At 73.5% G+C, this 17,483-nt stretch carries 13 protein-coding genes; 6 read left to right on the top strand and 7 right to left on the bottom strand.

All coding sequences use genetic code 11. The annotated features are described in order from the left end of the window. Positions 1–3: 3 nt before the first annotated feature. Positions 4–1,182, bottom strand: a complete 1,179-nt coding sequence (locus M446_RS04455; protein ID WP_012330895.1) for an MFS transporter — start codon at positions 1,180–1,182, stop codon at positions 4–6. 375 nt (positions 1,183–1,557) lie between these two features. On the opposite strand from M446_RS04455, the gene M446_RS04450 reads away from it, so the two are divergent. Together M446_RS04450 and M446_RS04445 are read left to right on the top strand one after the other, a co-directional pair. After that, positions 1,558–2,586: an aldo/keto reductase gene (locus tag M446_RS04450; protein ID WP_012330893.1), complete on the top strand. Its 1,029-nt coding sequence runs from the start codon at positions 1,558–1,560 to the stop codon at positions 2,584–2,586. 152 nt (positions 2,587–2,738) lie between these two features. Next, complete coding sequence (locus tag M446_RS04445; RefSeq protein WP_012330892.1) at positions 2,739–3,101, top strand: SWIB/MDM2 domain-containing protein; 363 nt, start codon at positions 2,739–2,741, stop codon at positions 3,099–3,101. A gap of 484 nt (positions 3,102–3,585) precedes the next feature. Here M446_RS04445 and M446_RS04440 read toward each other — a convergent pair whose 3' ends face one another. The 4 genes from M446_RS04440 to M446_RS04425 all read right to left on the bottom strand — a co-directional run bounded on the left by M446_RS04440 (position 3,586) and on the right by M446_RS04425 (position 9,020). Beyond that, complete coding sequence (locus M446_RS04440) at positions 3,586–5,043, bottom strand: porin (protein WP_043700821.1); 1,458 nt, start codon at positions 5,041–5,043, stop codon at positions 3,586–3,588. A gap of 317 nt (positions 5,044–5,360) precedes the next feature. Continuing rightward, a complete protein-coding gene (locus M446_RS04435; protein WP_012330890.1) occupies positions 5,361–6,158 on the bottom strand; it encodes an SDR family NAD(P)-dependent oxidoreductase in 798 nt (265 codons plus the stop codon). 119 nt (positions 6,159–6,277) lie between these two features. Continuing rightward, positions 6,278–7,657 (bottom strand): MFS transporter, encoded by a 1,380-nt coding sequence (locus M446_RS04430; protein ID WP_012330889.1) that lies wholly within the window; start codon positions 7,655–7,657, stop codon positions 6,278–6,280. 214 nt (positions 7,658–7,871) lie between these two features. After that, positions 7,872–9,020, bottom strand: a complete 1,149-nt coding sequence (locus M446_RS04425) for a D-alanine--D-alanine ligase family protein (protein ID WP_012330888.1) — start codon at positions 9,018–9,020, stop codon at positions 7,872–7,874. Positions 9,021–9,254: 234 nt separating this feature from the next. Between M446_RS04425 and M446_RS04420 the strand changes: the two genes are divergently transcribed. Then, positions 9,255–10,175, top strand: coding sequence for an adenylate/guanylate cyclase domain-containing protein (locus M446_RS04420; RefSeq protein ID WP_012330887.1), 921 nt, complete (start codon positions 9,255–9,257; stop codon positions 10,173–10,175). Between the two features lie 141 nt (positions 10,176–10,316). On the opposite strand, the gene M446_RS37965 is transcribed toward M446_RS04420, so the two are convergent. Next, positions 10,317–10,484: a hypothetical protein gene (locus M446_RS37965; protein ID WP_157182251.1), complete on the bottom strand. Its 168-nt coding sequence runs from the start codon at positions 10,482–10,484 to the stop codon at positions 10,317–10,319. A gap of 205 nt (positions 10,485–10,689) precedes the next feature. Next, a complete protein-coding gene (locus M446_RS04415) occupies positions 10,690–12,678 on the bottom strand; it encodes a caspase family protein (RefSeq protein ID WP_150108571.1) in 1,989 nt (662 codons plus the stop codon). A 511-nt stretch (positions 12,679–13,189) separates the two neighbouring features. Between M446_RS04415 and M446_RS04410 the strand changes: the two genes are divergently transcribed. From M446_RS04410 to M446_RS04400, 3 genes are all read left to right on the top strand, one after another. Beyond that, positions 13,190–15,025, top strand: a complete 1,836-nt coding sequence (locus M446_RS04410) for an AsmA-like C-terminal region-containing protein (protein WP_012330885.1) — start codon at positions 13,190–13,192, stop codon at positions 15,023–15,025. 166 nt (positions 15,026–15,191) lie between these two features. Then, a complete protein-coding gene (locus M446_RS04405) occupies positions 15,192–16,100 on the top strand; it encodes an efflux RND transporter periplasmic adaptor subunit (protein WP_012330884.1) in 909 nt (302 codons plus the stop codon). 166 nt (positions 16,101–16,266) lie between these two features. Beyond that, positions 16,267–17,328 carry an HD-GYP domain-containing protein gene (locus M446_RS04400; protein WP_012330883.1) on the top strand — a complete coding sequence of 354 codons (1,062 nt, stop codon included), beginning with the start codon at positions 16,267–16,269 and terminating at the stop codon, positions 17,326–17,328. Positions 17,329–17,483 lie beyond the last annotated feature (155 nt).

The raw sequence follows: 17,483 nt of genomic DNA, 5'->3' as shown, positions 1-17,483 counted from the left end.
GGGTCAAGCCCCGCCGCGGGCGGTGCCCTCCCGGGCATCGCCCGGCAGGGCATCGCCCGGCGGCGCGCGCAGGCCCCGCGCCAGCGGCACGGCGGCGAGCGCCATCAGCGCCATGGCCCAGAAGGCTGCCGGCCCGAACCGGCCGTAGAGCGGCCCGGCCGCCAGCGTCGTCAGCGTGGTGGCGAGCCCGAGGCCGAGCGTGCCGTAGAGGGTCTGGGCGGTGGCCGCCAGCGCCGGCGGCACGCTCGCCAGCAGCACCCGCATGCAGGCGAGGTGCAGGAGCGCGAAGGTCAGCCCATGCAGGGCCTGGATCAGCGCCAGGGCCGGCAGCGCCGCCGTCGCGCCCTCCACGGCCCAGCGCCCCGCCGCGGCGAGGCCCGCCAGCATCAGCGCCCGGGCCGGGCCGAGCCGGTCGAGGAGCGGCGGCCCGGCGAGCGTGAAGACCAGCACCTCCGCGGCGACCGATTCCGCCCAGAGCAGGCTCGCCGCGCCGGGACCGATCCCGGCCGCCTGCCAGCGGATCACCGCGAAGGCGTCGTGCATGGCATGGCTGCCGACCACCAGGGCGGCGACCAGGACGATGCGGCGAAACGGCGCCGAGCGCAGGAGGAGGCCCGGCGAGGCCGAATCCACAATCCCCGCGGCCCGCGCCGCCCCGGCCGGGAGCCGCAGGGCGGCGAGCGCCAGGAGCCCGAAGAACGCCGCCCCGCAGGCGAGCAGGGCCGGCCGGCCCGACCACGCCGTCACCGCCCCCGCGAGCAGCGTGCCGGCGATGAAGGCCGCCGAGCCCGCACCCCGCACGAGCCCGTAGGAGAAGCGGCCGGCCGCGGCGGCCGGGAGCGCCAGGGCGTCCGCCAGCGGCGCGAGCGGCGCCGTCGCGGCCGCGTGCGCGACCCCGACCACCAGGAGGGCCGCGAAGCCGTGCCCGGCGAGGAAGGCGAGCGCCGTGACGGCGGAGAGGAGGGCGCAGGCCGCCAGCACGCCGCGGGCGGCGTCGCGCCGGTCCGCGAGGCGCCCCGCCAGCGGGCCTGCCGCGAGCCGGACCCCCTGGCCGGCCGCGAGCGCGAGCCCGATCTGGTCCGCGCCGAGCCCGCGCTCGGCCAGGAAGGCCGGCAGGTAGGGCGACGTGACGCCGTAGCCCGCATAGAGCGCCGCCGCGACGACGAGGAAGCGGCTCAGCATCGCGGCGCCTCGCGGCGCGGCGCCCGCGCCGGCCGACCAGAGATCAGGACCGAGGGGCGCCGCCCCTCGGCTCCCCGCCGCAGGGCGCACCCTCCGGCCACCCGGATCTCAGAGGAAGCCCCGCGAATGCGGGCCCTCCCCGGGGATCTCGGAGGACACCGCGGCCCGCAGGCCAAGGATGAGGGCGCTGGCGGCGCCGAAGGCGAGGGAGATGGCGGCGAAGAACATGCGGAGAGTTCTGCGGCCGCGTGCTTAACGGGGGATTGCCGAACAGGGTGAATGGGAGGAAAACCCCGGCATCCACACGGCGGCGAGACGCGCGCGCCACAGGAACTTAGTGCCCAAGATCGGCCATCATCGGAGGACAGCGACGCGATGGAGTACCGCACCCTCGGACGATCCGGCCTCAAGGTCTCCCCCCTCTGCCTCGGCACCATGATGTTCGGCGGCCAGACCAGTGAGGCCCAGGCCGCCCGCATCATCGCGGATGCCCGCGACCGGGGGATCAACTTCATCGACACGGCCGACGTCTACAATGACGGCGTCTCCGAGGAGGTGGTGGGCCGCGCCATCGCCCGCGACCGCGGCGCCGTCGTGCTCGCCACCAAGGTCGGGAACCCGATGGGGGCCGGCCCCAACGACCGCGGCCTCTCCCGCGCCCACGTCATCCGCGCCTGCGAGGACAGCCTCCGGCGCCTCGGCACCGACTGGATCGACCTCTACTACCTCCACCGCGAGGACCACGACACGCCGCTGGCCGAGACCGTGCGGGCCGTGGGCGACCTGATCCGCACCGGCAAGGTCCGGTACTTCGCGGTCTCGAACCACCGGTCCTGGCGCGTCGCCGAGATCTGCCGCCTCTGCGACGACTACGGCATCGATCGACCGGCGGCGAGCCAGCCCTACTACAATGCCCTCAACCGCATGCCCGAGGTCGAGCACCTGCCGGCCTGCGCGTATTTCGGGCTCGGCGTGGTGCCCTACTCGCCGCTCGCCCGCGGCGTGCTCACCGCGAAGTACGATCCCGGCGCCTCGCCGCCCGAGGGCAGCCGTGCCGGCCGCGGCGACGCCCGCATGATGCAGACCGAGTGGCGCCCCGAGAGCCTCGCCATCGCCCGCGAGATCGCCGCCCACGCGGCCGCCCGCGGCGCCTCGCCGATCGACTTCGCCCTCGGCTGGGTGCTGAACAATCGGGCGGTCACCGCGGTCATCGCCGGCCCGCGCACCTTCGCGCAGTGGGAGGCCTACGCGGCCTCGCTCGCCTACCGCTTCGGGGCGGAGGACGAAGCCCTGGTCGACCGGCTCGTGCCGGCCGGCCATCCCTCGACCCCCGGCTACACCGATCCGGCCTATCCCCTGGAGGGCCGCAAGACCTGGACGGATGCCCGATCAATCGGGGCTTGAGCTTTCGTTTACGCCTTCGGGTGTGGATGATCCCGTTCCGGCCGCGAATTTCCGCTTGGAACGGGGCCGGCAAGGCTTAGTTGTTGACGCTAAGCGCCCGGCAGGGCCGTATATCCCGCGACGTGGGCCCCAGGGGACACCGGAGGAGAGCGATGGCGACCAAGACGACCAAGAAAGAGGCTCCGAAGGCCGAGGCGGCCGAGGCCGAGAAGCCCGCCGGCAAGGAATCCGCCGCCAAGGGCAAGAAGGTGGCGGCGCCCAAGGGCGGCGACAAGCCGAACGCCCTGCAGAAGCCCCTCCAGCCCTCGCCGGAACTCGGCGCGATCGTCGGCACCAAGCCGATCCCGCGCGGCGAGGTGGTCAGCAAGGTGTGGGACTACATCCGCACCCATTCCCTGCAGAATCCCGAGAACAAGCGCGAGATCCTCGCCGACGACAAGCTGAAGAAGGTCTTCGGCAAGGACAAGGCGACGATGTTCGAGATGAACAAGTATCTCGCCCAGCACCTGAAGTAAGGGCGGAGGCCCGCGCGGGGTTCCGCCGGAGGCCCGTCGGCGTCCGGCGCCGGCCGGTCTCGGACCGGAGCCTCGCGGTCCCCGTCGCGCCGAGGCGCATCGGCGCCGCTCTTCGACCCCGCCCTCCGCGACGGTCCCGGCATGGCTGGGGCCCCCTCGCCGGGCGATGATGGGCCGGGGCTCTAGAGATCGCGCCGGGCCGCGTGCGGGCCCGAACCCTGTCCTGAGCCGTCGTGGTCGGGGTTGCGGCGACGCACGCGAGGATGGGGCCGGTGCCGGAAACGCCGTGAGGGCATCGGCCGCCCCGTTCGGGGCCATCCCGCCATCGGACCGGCTCGAACCACCGGGCAGCTGCCCGCGGCCCCGTCCCGCGCCTGCCGATGCAGGCGCCCGGCCGGGCGGGGCGCTCGCCCTCCCATCGATCCTCAAAAATGGAAAGGGCCCCGACACCGCCGGGGCCCTCCGTCGCGATCCGCCGTCGGGATCAGAAGTCGCGCTGAACGCGCATGCGAACCTGGAACGTGTCGCCGTCCTTGACGGTCGCCGTGGTGCTGCCGGGCCGGTTCGGGTCGAGGACGCGACCGTTCTTGACGCCGACCTGGGTGTAGAGACCCTCGACGCCGATATCGAGATCCTTCACCGGCGACCAGATCAGGCTCGCGCCGGCGACGATCTGGGACGCGTCGCGCAGCAGGGCGCTGGTCGCCGCGTCGGCGACGGTGAGGCCGCCGATCCCGGCCGCCGCGGTGCGGGCCCGGGCGGTCTTGTTGAACTCGATCTCGCCGTAGCTGCCGAAGATGGCCGACCGCCACTCGGGCGTCCAGTAATGGAGGAACGAGCCCACCACCGTGAAGCTCTTCGAGAGCGACAGCCGGCCGGTCACCGGGTCGAGGATCGCGTCCGCGTAGGAGGTGTTGAACAGGCCACCAATCGGGTTGCCGGTCAGCGAGTAGGTGCCGTTGTAGTTGGAGATGCCGGTATAGATCGTCGCGCCTTCACCGTACGAGCCCTGCAGGTAGAGACCGTCACCCGCGGCGATGAAGGGCAGGTTGATCTTCACGCCGCCCTGGACCGCCCAGCCGTACTCGCTCGGCACGTGGGGGATCGTGAGGAGATTCGAGGTGAAGTTGCCGGTGTTGATCTCGTGGACCGCCGCCGAGAGCTGCGCCGAGCCCCAGGCCGCGTCGTAGCGCAGGGCGCCGACGAAGTCGGGCATGCGCGAGCGCTGCACCACGTCGACGGGGTTCACGCCCACGCTGGCGGTCGGCGCACCGAAGATCGGGTTCTTGCGGAAGTTCGGGTCTTCCATCGAGATCGTGGCCGAGAAGCCCTCGCCGAACGTCGCCGTATAGGCGAGGACGTTGGTCGAGGACATGTCCGACCCGAGCGTGCCGGCGATGATCTCGTAATCGTGGGCGTAGAAGTCGTAGAACGAGGCCGCGCGGCCGGCGGTGAGGCCGGCAAACTGGATGAAGGCCTTGTCGGCGTTCACGTATTGCTGGACGCGCCCGGCCGTGTCGACGCCGGTGGCGGAGAAGGCGTTGGCGGCGCGCTCCTGGGTACCGGACTTCAAGAAGCCGCCGGTGCGGCTGGCCAGTTCGAAGCGGACGAAGGCGCGCAGGGTGCCGTAGCCGGTCTGCGTGCGGGCGTCGATGTTCAGGCGGCCGAGGGCGCGATAGCCCATGTTGTCGCCGCGGATCAGCGGCTGGACGTAGGTCGCCTCGAAGCGGGCGCGGCCGCCGACGCGCAGGCAGGTATCGGTGCCCGGGATGTAGAAGAAGCCGGCGCCGTAGGCCGAGCAGATCCGCACGTACTCGACCGGAGCCGCCTTCTTGGTCGGCAGATCGGCCGCCTGAGCCCCGCCGGCGACGGCCAGACCGGCCGCCGAACCGAGGAGCACGCCCTTGACCGCGCGGAGCGACCGCGCGGACACCGACATCATTCCGGATTGCATCGTCACTTTACCATCTCCTTTACCCAGGGAAGGAGTCGCACGGCGCGCCTTTTCTTTCCCCGATTCCGCTGGGTAAGGGAATATCTGAGCGGGCTGTGAATGTACAGGGAGCCGCCGGCAGTGAGTTGCCGTAAGGGAAAGGATGTGTCCGTTCTGCAATATGCCTTTCGATATAGGCCAAATGGCCGAGAGGAGCGGCCGAACGATTCAAAAAAGCGAGTAAATTTTCAATCCCACGCTTGGATTGTCTTCGGCGAAGGCCGCGAAATCTCCTCCGCGGCCCTCGCCGGATGCGCGCGCCGGGGTCACACGATGGCGCGCACCACCCCGCCATCGACCCGCAGGGCCGCCCCGCTGGTGGCGCTGGCGGCGGGGGTGCACAGATAGGCGACGAGGTTCGCCACCTCCTCCGGCGTGGCGAGCCGCCCGAGCAGGGAGGTCGGCCGGTGCTCCCGGACGAAGGCGCGGCCCATCGCGTCGAGGTCCGGGTCGGCGATGCCGGCCGCCATCTCCTTCATGAAGGTGGCGACGCCCTCCGACAGGGTCGGGCCCGGCAGGACCGCGTTCACCGTGACGCCGCTGCCCGCGACGGTCTCGGCGAGGCCGCGGGAGACCGCGAGCTGGGCGGTCTTGGTCATCCCGTAATGGACCATCTCCACCGGGATCTGCAGGGCCGATTCGCTGGAGATGAACACGACCCGGCCGAAGCCCCGCGCCGTCATGCCGGGCACGTAGAGCCGCGACAGGCGCACGCCGCTCAGCACGTTCACCTCGAAGAAGCGCCTCCAATCCTCGTCCGGGATCTCGAAGAAGGGTTTGGGCTCGAAGATCCCCGCATTGTTCACGAGGATGTCCGCGTCCGGGACGGCGGCGTGCACGGCCCGCGCGCCCGCTTCGTCCGCGACGTCCCCGGGCGCGGCCAGGAAGCGCCCCTTCGGCGCGGCCCGCGCGAGCGCCGCGACCGCCGCCTCGGCCCGCCCGGCCGTGCGCCCGTTCACCGCCACGGTGGCGCCGAGCTCCCCGAGCGCCCTGGCGATGGCGAAGCCGATTCCCGCGGTCGAGCCCGTCACGAGGGCGCGCCGCCCGGTGAGATCGATGTCCATGCTGGCCTCCGTCGCAGCCGTCCCGCCCGGGAGATGTGATCCCGATCCCGGACGTCCAGGGCTTGGCGGTCCGCGCGGAGGAGCCCCGGAGGCGGCGCCTCCGGCCCGGAGGCGGCGCCTCAGGTCCGCGCCGGATTGCGCATGGCGCTCGTCGCCGCCCCGGTCAGCGACAGGCCGGCGGCGATCCACAGCACCGCCACGGTGCCGCCCGTGTGCATCAGGCCGAAGATCACCGCGACCATCGCGGCCCCGAGCGACTGCCCGACGAGCCGCGCCGTCGCCTGCATGCCGCTCGCGCCCCCGCTGCGCTCCCGCGGGGCGCTGGTGATGATCACCCGGTTGTTCGGCGACTGGAACAGCCCGAAGCCGAGCCCGCAGAGCGTGAGCCGCCAGACGATGTCTCCCGTGGCGGGCTCGGCCGGCAGGCTCGCCACCAGGGCGAGGCCCGCCGCCATCCCCAGCATGCCGACGCCGCCGAGGAGGCCGGGGGCGATCCGGTCCGAGAGCCGGCCCGCCACCGGCGCGATCACCGCGATGGCGATCGGCCAGGGCGTCATCAGGAGGCCCGTCTCGCTGCTCGTCCGGTGCAGCAGGTCGTGGAAGTAGAAGGGGAGGGCGACGTAGGCCATCATCTGGGCCGAGAAGGCGCAGATCGAACTCGCCATCGAGAGGGCGAAGACCGGGATGCGCAGGAGGTCCACCGGCAGGAGGGGCGCCGGCAGCCGCGCCTGGTACCAGACGAAGGCCGTGCCGATCACGAGGGCGCCCCCGAGGAGGAGGAGCGCAAGGCCGCGTTCCCCGGGGTCGCCGAGCCCGTCGACCCCGGTGATCAGGAGCGCGAAGACGAGCGCGTTGAGGAGCGCGCTCAGGGCATCGAAGCGCCCGCCGCTGCGGGGTGTGACCGGCAGGGTGCGGATCGCCGCCGCGAGCGCCAGCAGCCCGAGCGGCAGGTTGACGAGGAACAGCCAGGGCCAGCGCGCCACCGACAGGATCGCGCCCGCCACGGTCGGCCCGGCCGCCGAGGCGATCGCCACCACGAGCGCCACCGTGCCGACCCCCCGGCCGATCAGGCGGTGCGGGTAGATGAACCGCACCAGGGCGATGTTGACGCTCATGATCCCGGCGGCGCCGAGCCCCTGCAGGATCCGCGCGGCGATGAGCAGGGGCAGCGTGGGGGCGAGCGCGCAGGCCAGCGAGGCCGCCGTGAACAGGGCGAGCCCGATCGCGTAGATCCGCCTGTAGCCGAGGATGTCGCCGAGCGAGGCGAGCGGCAGCAGCGCCGCCGTGACGGCGAGCTGGTAGCCGTTCGTCACGAAGATCGCGGCGCCCGGGCTGACCCCGAGGTCGCGGGCCATCACCGGCAGGGCGACGTTGACGATGGCCCCGTCCAGCACCGCGAGGGTCATGGCGGTGCCGATCGCCCCCATGGCCCAGAGGCGCTCGGCCGGCGGCAGGCCGTCCGCCGCCTCCACCGGCACCGGTCCGGCCGCTCCCGTCATTCCGCCCTCTCCCGCCCTCTCCCGATCCGACAGGCCGGCCCGAGCAGAGCGGTCCGCCGCGATTCTGCTCAGGTTCTTGTTCCCGCGTCGTTTTTTCCGAACCGGTGCCCCTTCGGCGCACGGTGCCTGGAGCAGGCTTCGCTCGGGTCGAAACCCGAAGCCTGCTCCAGGTCTCCGGTTTGGCCGCATGTCCTACGCCGAACCGGCATCCACGTCAGCGGGAAATGCTCTCGCGCATCGGCGCCCACGCCGCATCCGCCGCCGATCGCGGGGCAGCCCGGCCCGTGGCGACGGCCCGGGCGTGGCGGGCGAGGGCGTGGGCGATCAGGGCGTCCATAAGGGCGGGCGGCGCGAGGCCCGCCGCGTCCCACAATTTCGGGTACATGCTGATCGCCGTGAAGCCCGGCAGGGTGTTGACCTCGTTGACGAAGATTCCCTCCGGGTCGTCCGGGTCGAGGAAGAGGTCGACCCGGGCGAGCCCCGCGCAGGCGAGGGCCTCGAAGGCCCGGGCCGCCAGCCCGCCCATCCGCTCGGCGAGCGCGGGCGCGAGGCTCGCCGGGATCAGCAGGGCCGCCCCGTCCGGATCGACGTACTTGGCGTCGTAGCCGTAGAAGCCGTGCGCGGCGGCCGGGGCGATCTCCCCCGGCGGCGACACCCGCACCTCTCCCTCCGCCGTCTCCAGCACCGCGAACTCGATCTCCCGCGCCCGCGGCACGGCCCGCTCGATCAGGATCTTCTCGTCGTACGCGAAGGCGTGGGCCAGCGCCTGGTCGAACTGGCCCGCATCGGCGACCCGCGAGACGCCGACCGAGGAGCCCATATTGGCGGGCTTCACGAACAGCGTCCGGCTCTCCAGCGCCTCGACCGCCTCCGTGTAGGCGACCCCGCGCCGCGGCCCCGCCACCAGGTAGGGCACGATCGGCAGGCCCGCGTCGCGCATCAGGCGCTTGGCCACGTCCTTGTCCATCGCGGCGGCCGAGCCGATGACCCCCGACCCCACATAGGGCACGCCCGCGAGGTCGAGGGCGCCCTGCACGGTCCCGTCCTCGCCGTTCGGCCCGTGCAGCACCGGCACGACGACGTCGAAGGGCTCCGACACGCTCGCCGTCTCCCCCAGCACCGCGAGCCGGCCGCCGCCGCCCGGAAGGAAGGCGACGCGCGGCCCCTCCCGCACCATCGCGGGCGCCTCGCCGGGCGCGAGCGGCGGGCAGAGCCGCCACGCGCCCGTCTCCTTGTCGATGGCGATCGGCGTCACCGCGTAGCGATCCGGATCGAGCGCCCGGGCGACGTTGCCGGCCGAGACGATCGACACCTCGTGCTCGGCCGAGCGCCCTCCGAACAGCAGCGCCACATTCCTCCGCATCGCCCTCATCCTCCCCGCCCGGCCTCTCCGCCCGGCGCGGGCCCAGCATAGGGCCGCGCTCGCATCCCACCAACCGCCCGCGCCGGCGCGCGCCGGCGGGGGAGGTCGGTGCGCTGGCGCACCGGGCGCGCCCGCTGGATCGTTTTTGGACTTCCGCGCTGCGCGCGGCGCTTGCATAGACGAGAGCACTGGCGCCATTGTGTCGCGCAATCCCCTCGAGGATCGCTCCTCAAGATGAGCACGACCGAACCCTGCTCCATCGGCGTCCTGTTCTGCGACGTCGCAGGGAGCACGCGGCTCTACCGCGATCTCGGCGATGACGCGGCCCTGCGCATCGTGGAAAGCTGCCTGGGCTGCGCCGCCGACGTGGTCCAGGCCAATGGCGGACGCATCGTCAAGACCATCGGCGACGAGTTCATGGCGGTCTTCTCCGACGTCTGCGCCATGTGCGACGCCGCCGTGGCGGTTCAGCGCCGGTTCGAGGACGACCGGGTCGGGCAGGTCGAGGGGCAGCACCTGCAGCTGCGGATCGGCTTCCATTTCGGGCCGGCGGTGCAGGCCAACGACGATTACTTCGGCACGACCGTGAACATGGCGGCCCGGATGGTGGCGATCGCCAAGGGCGGGCAGATCATCACGACCGGCGCCCTGGCCGACAGCCTGCCGCCGCTGCAGCGGGCGGCGACCCGCAGCCTCGTCGGCGTCTACGTGAAGGGGGCGAGCGACGACGTGCGGGTGGCCGAGGTGCTCTGGCACCTCGCCGAGAACCAGACGGTCTTCTCGCTCCTGCCGGCGGCGGGCGAGCGCCCGCCCGCCGGCAACGACCTGCGCATCACCTACCGGGGCCGGCGCTGGCTCTTCGACGAGCGCCACGCCAGCGTCTCGCTGGGGCGGGAATCGGCCAACGACATCGTCGTCGACAACGACTACGCCTCGCGCCGCCACGCCACGATCGAGCGCCGGGGCGACAAGTGGGTGCTGGTCGATCACAGCACGAACGGGACCTACGTGACCTTGTTCGGGGCCGAGGAATTCTGCATGCGCCGCGAGGAGCTGGTGCTGCGCGACGTCGGCACCCTCGGCATCGGCCGCTCGGTCGGCCTCGACCGCGCCAGCGCCCTCGATTTCGCCCTGACGGTGGGCGGGGCGGAGTAGCGCGGCAGGCGGGCATGCGGCCCGCCTCCCGGTGCGGGCCGACACCGGCGCGGCCTCCCGCGCACGCCCGATTCCACCGCGACGACCGGGGCGGGGCCGCTCCGCGCCGACACGGCCGGCCCACCGATCCCGCCCCCTCGCTCATTGCGGCGAGCGCGTACCGTTTCGGTGTCCGCCGGATCCGTCCGGACTCGTCTCGCGCCCGGGCATTGCCTTGGATTTCGGCGGTCTTGTTCTGATCCGCGCCGGATGGCTGCCGTGCGGATCGGTGGTGATCGGTTCGGCACGCAGATCGGCCAGGGCCGTCATCGCCTGTCCCGCGTCCGGGACAGCGGGGGCGGGATCTCGCGGTCCGAGCAGCCGATCCCGGCCTTCGGACGGCGCTACCGAACCCACCGAGGACCGCGCGAGGCGCCGCCGATCCCTCCCCCTCCGCCGGGTCGGCCGGCGCCCCAAACGAGAGCGGCGCCGGGGAGGCCGGCGCCGCGCGGGGATCTGGCGGATCGCGGGGAGGTCAGGGCATCCGGCTCATCATCCGGGAGGCCCCGATCTCCGCCGGGGTGTAGCTCGGCGCCGCCGAGGCCGCCGCCGGGCCCGGCGCGTAGCGCGGGGTGCGGGCGAGGGAGGGGACCGGCGCGCGGACCCGGATCGGCTCCACCACCTTCACCTTCGGGGCCACCGGGCGGGCCGCCTCGCGGACCACCGGCTTGGCGGCCTTCGGCGTCTCCCGCACCACGGGCGCCGCCTTGGCCTTGGCCTTGGGCTTCTGGACGGGCTCCTCCTCGTCCTGGGGCTCGGGCCGCTTGGCCAGCTTCGGCTTGGCCGTCTCCTTCGCGGCGGCGGCCGGGGCCTTCTTGGTCGTCTCGGCCGGCAGCGTCGCCTGGATCGACTTGCGGCGGGGGTGGCACTCGTTCCCGTCGAGCTCCATCCCGGTCGGGCAGGTGATCTTCACGCACACCTCGCCCTTCGGCTCCGACCCGGTCGGGCACGAGACCGGGCAGATCCGCTGGTTGTAGGTGTTGAGCACGTCCAGCGTCGCCTGATCGGGCATGTGCGACACGATCTTGACCGCGCGGGTCTTCGCCGGGTCGCTCGCCTGCGACAGGCGGTAGAACTGGTCGAGCGCCTCCGAGGATTGCCTGCCCCACGACGATTCCGGCCGGCCCTGGTAGCAGCCGAGATCGACGAGGCGCTGCTGCACCGCGCGCACGACCCGCTCGGAAACGCCCTTCTCCTCGGCCACGGGCTGGGACAGGGACGCGGTCTTCACCACCGGCGCGGCGGCGGGCTCGCTTGCGGCGGCGGGCGCCTCGCCCGCGGCGGCCGGCTTCGGCGCCGTCTCGCCGGTCGGCAGCGCCGTGTAGGTCGTCGGCACCGTCGCCAGCGCCGTCTCGGTCGGCGCGGCCTTCTCGGCGTCGAGCTTGGCGGCCTGCTGCGCCCGGGCCGCCTCGGCCGCGAGCCGGGCCTGCTCGGCGACGCGCGCGGCTTCGAGACGGGCGGTCTCTTGACGGGTGGTCTCTTGCCGGGCCTGCTCCAGGCGCTTGGCTTCCTCCTCGCGCTTGCGGCGGGCGACCTCGGCGAGCCGCTCCTCCTCCTCGCGGCGGGCCGTGTCCCTGGCCATGTCCTGGCGCGGCAGGGCGGGCTCGCGCTGCTCGTTGCGGTCGGGCGTCGCCCGGGCCTCGAGCAGCTGGATGCGGGTCATCGCGTCGTCGATCAGCAGGCTGTTCGGGTACTTCGCGATGAACTGGCGCAGCTCCGCGAGCTGGTTGCTCCGGCGCAGCCGCGACCAGGCCTGCATGTCCGTCTCCTCGTGGTTGAGGAAGACCTCGCCCGGGTAGGACCGGGTGATTTCGGGCAGCTGGCGGCCGTTGGTGAGGCCCGACACCGTCGAGGCGACCTGCTGGAAGACCTGGCCGATCTCCAGGCCCGGCTCCTGCATGGCCTTCAGCAGCGCGCCCGCGAAGAAGCTGTTGCGGCCGGTGCCGTCGAAGGCGACGCTGTCGGCCTGGGTGGCGTAAGCCAGGATCAGGCCCTTGCGGCCGACCGCCCGCGCGAGGCCGTGGCTGGCGGCGTTGTTGCCGACATCCTTCAGGGGCAGGTCGCGGCAGGCGTCGAGGATCAGGATCCGGGCGCCCTTGGCGTTGTCGAGGGCCGAGATGACGAACTCGACCGAGATCGTCTCGAACGGCACGTCGAACCCGTCCCGCAGCTGCGCGTCGACCGGCACCAGGTAGTTCTGGCTCTGATATTGCAGACCGTGCCCGGCATAGTAGACGAGGGCGGTGTCCGCATCCGTCGCGAGCCGCGAGAACTGCGCGAGCTTCCGGTCCATGTCGCGGCGCGAGAGGTCGCGGCCGTCGATCACGTCGAAACCGGATTTGCGCAGCAGGGCCGCGAGATCCTCGGCGTCGTTGCCGGGATTGGCCAGCTTGCCGAAACTGTCATAGGCGGCATTGCCGATGACGAGGGCGACGCGCTTCTCCGCCGGGGCCGAAACGGCCATGCCTGCCCACAGCGTGAGCAGCAGAGCGAGAAATCCTGAGAGAGACCGTTTCATAGCCTCAAATCTACACGCCACCGGCCAACCCGGGCAAGTGCCGCGGCACACATCGTCTCCCGTCTCGACATGGTCTTTACCAGTCCGACGGCCCCGGGCCCGGGCACCCGCGAGAGATCAGGCGGGACGGGCTACCGCTCACCCAAAGTCGAGAAAATACAGGATCTTGCCGCGAGCGCGGGCGATTGGTCGAAGACGGGGCTCCGCCGCGTGCGGCGGGGCACGGTGGCGCGCCGGGCCCGGACTCTCCTGCCGGCCCCTTGCCCGCCGGATCGGCCCGCGGCGGCCCGCCCGGCCGGCGGGCCTGCACGCGCGGACGAGCGCGCGAACGAGCGCGCGCGAACGACGCGGACGAGCGCGCGAACGATCAGACGAGCGGACGTCGTTCCGCCCGATTGATTTCGCGCGGAGAGTGCGCTCTGCTTTCCCGCGCGGTGCCGCGGGTTGCGAGGACAGGATGAAGCTGCGCAACCTCTCCCTTCTGCTTGCCGCCGCGGGCTGCCTCGCGGTCGGCGTCGCGGCCTCGTCCGGCACGGCCATGATCGTGCGCTCGGCGCAGGAGCGCCTCGCCGCCGAGACCGGCCGGACCTGGACCGTCCGGGGCGGGGCCAGCCTGTCCCTGTGGCCGCGCGTTGCGGTCGTCCTGCGCGACGTCGGGACCCGCACGGATTACCCGGGGGTCGGCACGGCGAGCCTCGACATCGCCAGCCTGCGGGTCACCGGTGCGCCCCTCGACCTCCTCGCCGGGCGCGACCTCGCCGCGATCGAGGTCGAGCGCCCGGTCCTGCGCTGGCCGGCCGAGTGGTGGCGCGCCGGCGCGCCCGCGGGCGCCGCAGCCGCAGCGGGCGCCGCACCGGATCCCGATCCCGCACCCGATCCCGCGCGCGAGCAGGCCGGCCCCGCCGGGCACGCCGGGCACGCCGGGTCCGCCGGGCCGCGGCCCGAACGCGTCCGGGTGACGGGGGGCGCGCTCCTCCTCGTCAAGGGCGACACGGTCGTGGCCTCCGTCGAGGATCTCTCCGCCGAGGCCCTGGCCCGCGCGGGCGGGTACGAGGTCAAGGCGGGGGGCCGCACCGGCGGCGGGGCGGCGCGCTGCGACGTGTCCGTCGCGCCCCCGGAGGAGGGGGAGAGCGCGCCCCTGACCTTCAGCTGCCGGGTGCCCGGGCTCGGCGCCGAGCCGCTTGAGGGCCGCGCCGACGCGGCCCTGCACGGGGCCGCCCTGACCCTGGCGCGCCTCTCCGCCCAGGTCGGCGCCGTGCCCTTCACGGGCGCGGTGGTGGTCGACCTCACCGCCAAGCCCTTCGTGCGGATCGACCTCGCCGGCGGCAGCCTGGACCTCCCGGCCGCCGGGGGACTCGGGGACGCGTCCCTGGATCCCGCCCTGCTGCGCAGCTTCGACGGCCGCGCCAGGATCCGCCTCGGCGCCCTGCGGGCGGGCGGGCTCTCCCTCACCGAGGCGCTCCTCGACGGCAAGCTCACGGAGGGGGGGATCGAGGCGGCCCTGACGCAGGGCGGGCTCGCGGGCGGGCAGGTGCGCGCCACGCTCAGGTCCGACATCGCCCGGGAGGCGCGCGGGAGCGCGCCGCCCCGCCACGCGCTCCACCTCGACCTCACCCAGGTCCGCAGCCTGCCGCTCCTCTCCGCCGCCTCGGGCTTCGCGCTCCTCGACGGGACGGCGGGCGCCACCATCGACCTCAAGGCGAGCGGCAGCAGCCAGGCCGAACTCGCCAGATCCCTCTCGGGCGAGGCGGCCATCCAGGTCGAGAACGGGCGCCTCACCGGGATCGACATCCCGGGCGTGGTCCAGTCGGTCGCCCAGCAGCTCTCCCCCGATCCGCGGCTGCGCAGCCAGGACGCCACCGCCTTCGACCGCATCTCGTCCCGGTTCCGCATCGCGGACGGGCGGGCGACGACCCAGGACCTCGCCCTCGCCGGTCCCCTGGTCACCGCCAGGGGGACCGGGACCATCGACCTCTCCGCCCGCACCCTGGCCTTCCGCATCGAGCCCCGCCTGACGCGCACCGCCGCCCGCGCGCTCCCGAAGCTGTTCGACGTGAGCCTGCCCGTGCTCATCGGCGGCTCCTGGGACGCGCCGCAGGTCAGCGTCGATCTCGGCGCCGTGCTGAACGGGCAGACCCTGTCGAATCTCGGCGCCCTCGGGTCGGAGATGCTGGAGGGCGGCAAGGCCAACCCGCTCGGCGGGATGCTGGAATCCCTGTTCGGCGGCGGAGGCGGCGGGGGATCGCGCGCCCCCCTGCGGCCGGGTCCCGCCCGTCCGGGCGCGCGGCCGTGAGGGCCGGTCCCGCCCGCGCCCTCGTCCGGCGCCGCGTCAGCCCGCGCCGGTGGGGATGATGCGAGAGCGAGAAGTGTCGGCGGAACCGCCCGGGGCGGTTCCGCCGCGTCCCGGCCCGGCGGGCGCCGCCCCGGGCCGTTGCCGCGTCGAAGAGAGGAGCGAGGTCGTGTCGCGTCGTCCCATCCATCGCCTGCCGCGTCGCGCGGCGCCCGCGCTCGCGGCCCTGCTGTGGGCGGCGCTCGCCGGCCCGGTCGCGGCCGAGACGGCGCCGAGCGCCGGCCTCGCCGTCAGCGTCGCGCCGGCCAAGCGGCGCTGCTTCGACGACCGGGTCGACGTGACCGGCGTGCTCGCCGCCCGCCAGGAGGTCCAGATCCGCCCCGAGCGGGACGGGCTGCGCGTGCAGCAGGTCGCCGTCCGGCCCCTCGACGAGGTGCGGCAGAACCAGGTCCTCGCCCAGCTCGTCCCCGACGACGGCTCGGTCAACCCGACCCCGATCCCGATCCGCGCCCCCGTCGCGGGCGTGGTCGGCCGCAGCACCGCCACGATCGGCGGGCCCGCCCCGGCCCATTCCGATCCGCTCTTCGTGATCATCGGGCAGGGCGAGATCGAACTCGCGGCCGACGCGCCGATCACGGCGCTCGGGAAGATCGCCCCGGGCCAGCCCGTGACCGTGAAGCCCCTCGGCCTCGGCCCGATCAGCGGCCGGGTGCGGCTGGTCTCCCCCTCGACGGATGCGGCGAGCCAGCTCGGGCAGGTGCGCATCCTGCTCAGCGCGATCGGCGAGGCGCGGCTCGGCATGTACGCCCGCGGCACCGTCTCGGTCGGCGAGAGCTGCGGGATCGCCGTGCCCTTCTCCTCGCTGGTGAGCGGGCAGGACGGCACCACGGTCTACGTCGTCAGCCAGAACCACATCGAGGCGCGCCCGGTCGCGGTCGGGCTGTTCTCGGAGGACGAGGTCGAGATCCGCAGCGGCCTGTCCGAGAACGACCTCGTGGTCGTGCGCGCCGCCCCCTTCGTGCGCGAGGGCGACCTCGTCCGGCCGATCCGCGTCGGGGAGGGCCAGGCCCTGAACTGAGCCGGCTTCGCGCCGCCCGTCTCCCGTGGGGCAGGGCGTGATCTGATCGATCCGCGCCGCCCGCCCCGACTGGGCCGGATCTTCGAGGATCCCGTAAGCGATTTCTTCGGAACTAGGAGTATACCCGACCGGACAAGGTCGCGGCCGTTCCGTCGGGAGTGCCTCCATGCCGGAGGGAACCATCGTCCTCGTCACCGATCGGCCGGACCGCAGCGCCGCGCTCGCGCGGGCGCTCGGATCGGTCGGGCGCTGCGAGGTGGTGGGGACCGACGAGCGCTGGACCCGCGACGCCGCGCTGATCGGCGTGGTCGCGGACCTGACCCTGACCCGGCCCGAGGCGTCCACCTGCCTGCGGGCCCTGGAGAAGCGCTACCGGGGCCGCGCGCTGCCGGTGATCGGGCTCCTGCGCCGCACCTCGACGGAATCCCTGCGCCACGCCAAGACGCTCGGCGCCACCGTCTGCCTGCCGGCCTACGTGCCGCCCGACACGGTGGTGGCGGCCCTGTTCAACCAGCTCGAGGCGTTCGGCCCGGTGGGCGAGGCGGCGGTGGTCCAGGGCGTCGCGCGGGCCGGGGAGGCGCTGACCAGCCTGCTCGCGGAGGCGCGCGCGGGCAGCCGGATCCGCATGCAGACCGTCGAGGCGGGCCTGACCCCGATCCTGACCGCCGTGCGGGAGGGCGGGCTGGCGCGCTGGCTCGACACGGTCTGGACGCACGACGACGCCACCTACCAGCATTGCCTGCTGGTGGCGGGCCTCGCCGCGCAATTCGCCCTGCACCTGCGCTTCCGGCGCGACGACCAGCAGCGCTTCGTGCGCGCCGCCCTCGTCCACGACGTCGGCAAGGCGCGGATCCCGCTCCCGATCCTCACCAAGCCCGGCCGGCTCTCGCCCGACGAGGCGGCGGTGATGCGCACCCACGCGGCGCTCGGCCACGACATCCTGAAGGCCGGCGGCGAGTGCGACGCCTTCACCCTCGACGTGGTCCGCCACCACCACGAGTTCCTCGACGGGTCCGGCTACCCGGACAGGCTCGCGGGCGCGGCGGTCAGCGACGGGGTGCGGCTGATGACGATCTGCGACATCTACGCGGCCCTGACCGAGCGCCGTCCCTACAAGACGCCGATGCCGATGCGGGAGGCCATGACCATCCTGCAGAGCATGGATGGCAAGCTCGAAGCCGGCCTCGTCCAATCCTTCGGCCGCGCGCTGGCCGGCGAGAGGCCGTGATCGACCCGGGACAGGAATCGTGCTGGCCAGGGCCGGACGTCGCTGACGCGACACAACGCCCGTCTCCGGTCCACAACAGCCTCCAGTCGATCCGCGTCGCGACCGATCCCGTTCCGGTTCTGATGCGCTCAAGATCCCTCGCTCGACCGGCGCCG

Origin of the sequence: Methylobacterium sp. 4-46 (genome assembly GCF_000019365.1) — a bacterium.
Taxonomy (GTDB): Bacteria; Pseudomonadota; Alphaproteobacteria; order Rhizobiales; family Beijerinckiaceae; genus Methylobacterium.
This window is presented reverse-complemented; position numbering and strand designations above follow the sequence as displayed.

Bases quoted from the DNA above. Each gene is read 5' to 3' on its own strand.
- M446_RS04455 (WP_012330895.1), bottom strand. From the start codon at position 1,182: ATGCTGAGCCGCTTCCTCGTCGTCGCGGCGGCGCTCTATGCGGGCTAC.
- M446_RS04450 (WP_012330893.1), top strand. From the start codon at position 1,558: ATGGAGTACCGCACCCTCGGACGATCCGGCCTCAAGGTCTCCCCCCTC.
- M446_RS04445 (WP_012330892.1), top strand. From the start codon at position 2,739: ATGGCGACCAAGACGACCAAGAAAGAGGCTCCGAAGGCCGAGGCGGCC.
- M446_RS04440 (WP_043700821.1), bottom strand. From the start codon at position 5,043: ATGATGTCGGTGTCCGCGCGGTCGCTCCGCGCGGTCAAGGGCGTGCTC.
- M446_RS04435 (WP_012330890.1), bottom strand. From the start codon at position 6,158: ATGGACATCGATCTCACCGGGCGGCGCGCCCTCGTGACGGGCTCGACC.
- M446_RS04430 (WP_012330889.1), bottom strand. From the start codon at position 7,657: ATGACGGGAGCGGCCGGACCGGTGCCGGTGGAGGCGGCGGACGGCCTG.
- M446_RS04425 (WP_012330888.1), bottom strand. From the start codon at position 9,020: ATGCGGAGGAATGTGGCGCTGCTGTTCGGAGGGCGCTCGGCCGAGCAC.
- M446_RS04420 (WP_012330887.1), top strand. From the start codon at position 9,255: ATGAGCACGACCGAACCCTGCTCCATCGGCGTCCTGTTCTGCGACGTC.
- M446_RS37965 (WP_157182251.1), bottom strand. From the start codon at position 10,484: ATGACGGCCCTGGCCGATCTGCGTGCCGAACCGATCACCACCGATCCG.
- M446_RS04415 (WP_150108571.1), bottom strand. From the start codon at position 12,678: ATGGCCGTTTCGGCCCCGGCGGAGAAGCGCGTCGCCCTCGTCATCGGC.
- M446_RS04410 (WP_012330885.1), top strand. From the start codon at position 13,190: ATGAAGCTGCGCAACCTCTCCCTTCTGCTTGCCGCCGCGGGCTGCCTC.
- M446_RS04400 (WP_012330883.1), top strand. From the start codon at position 16,267: ATGCCGGAGGGAACCATCGTCCTCGTCACCGATCGGCCGGACCGCAGC.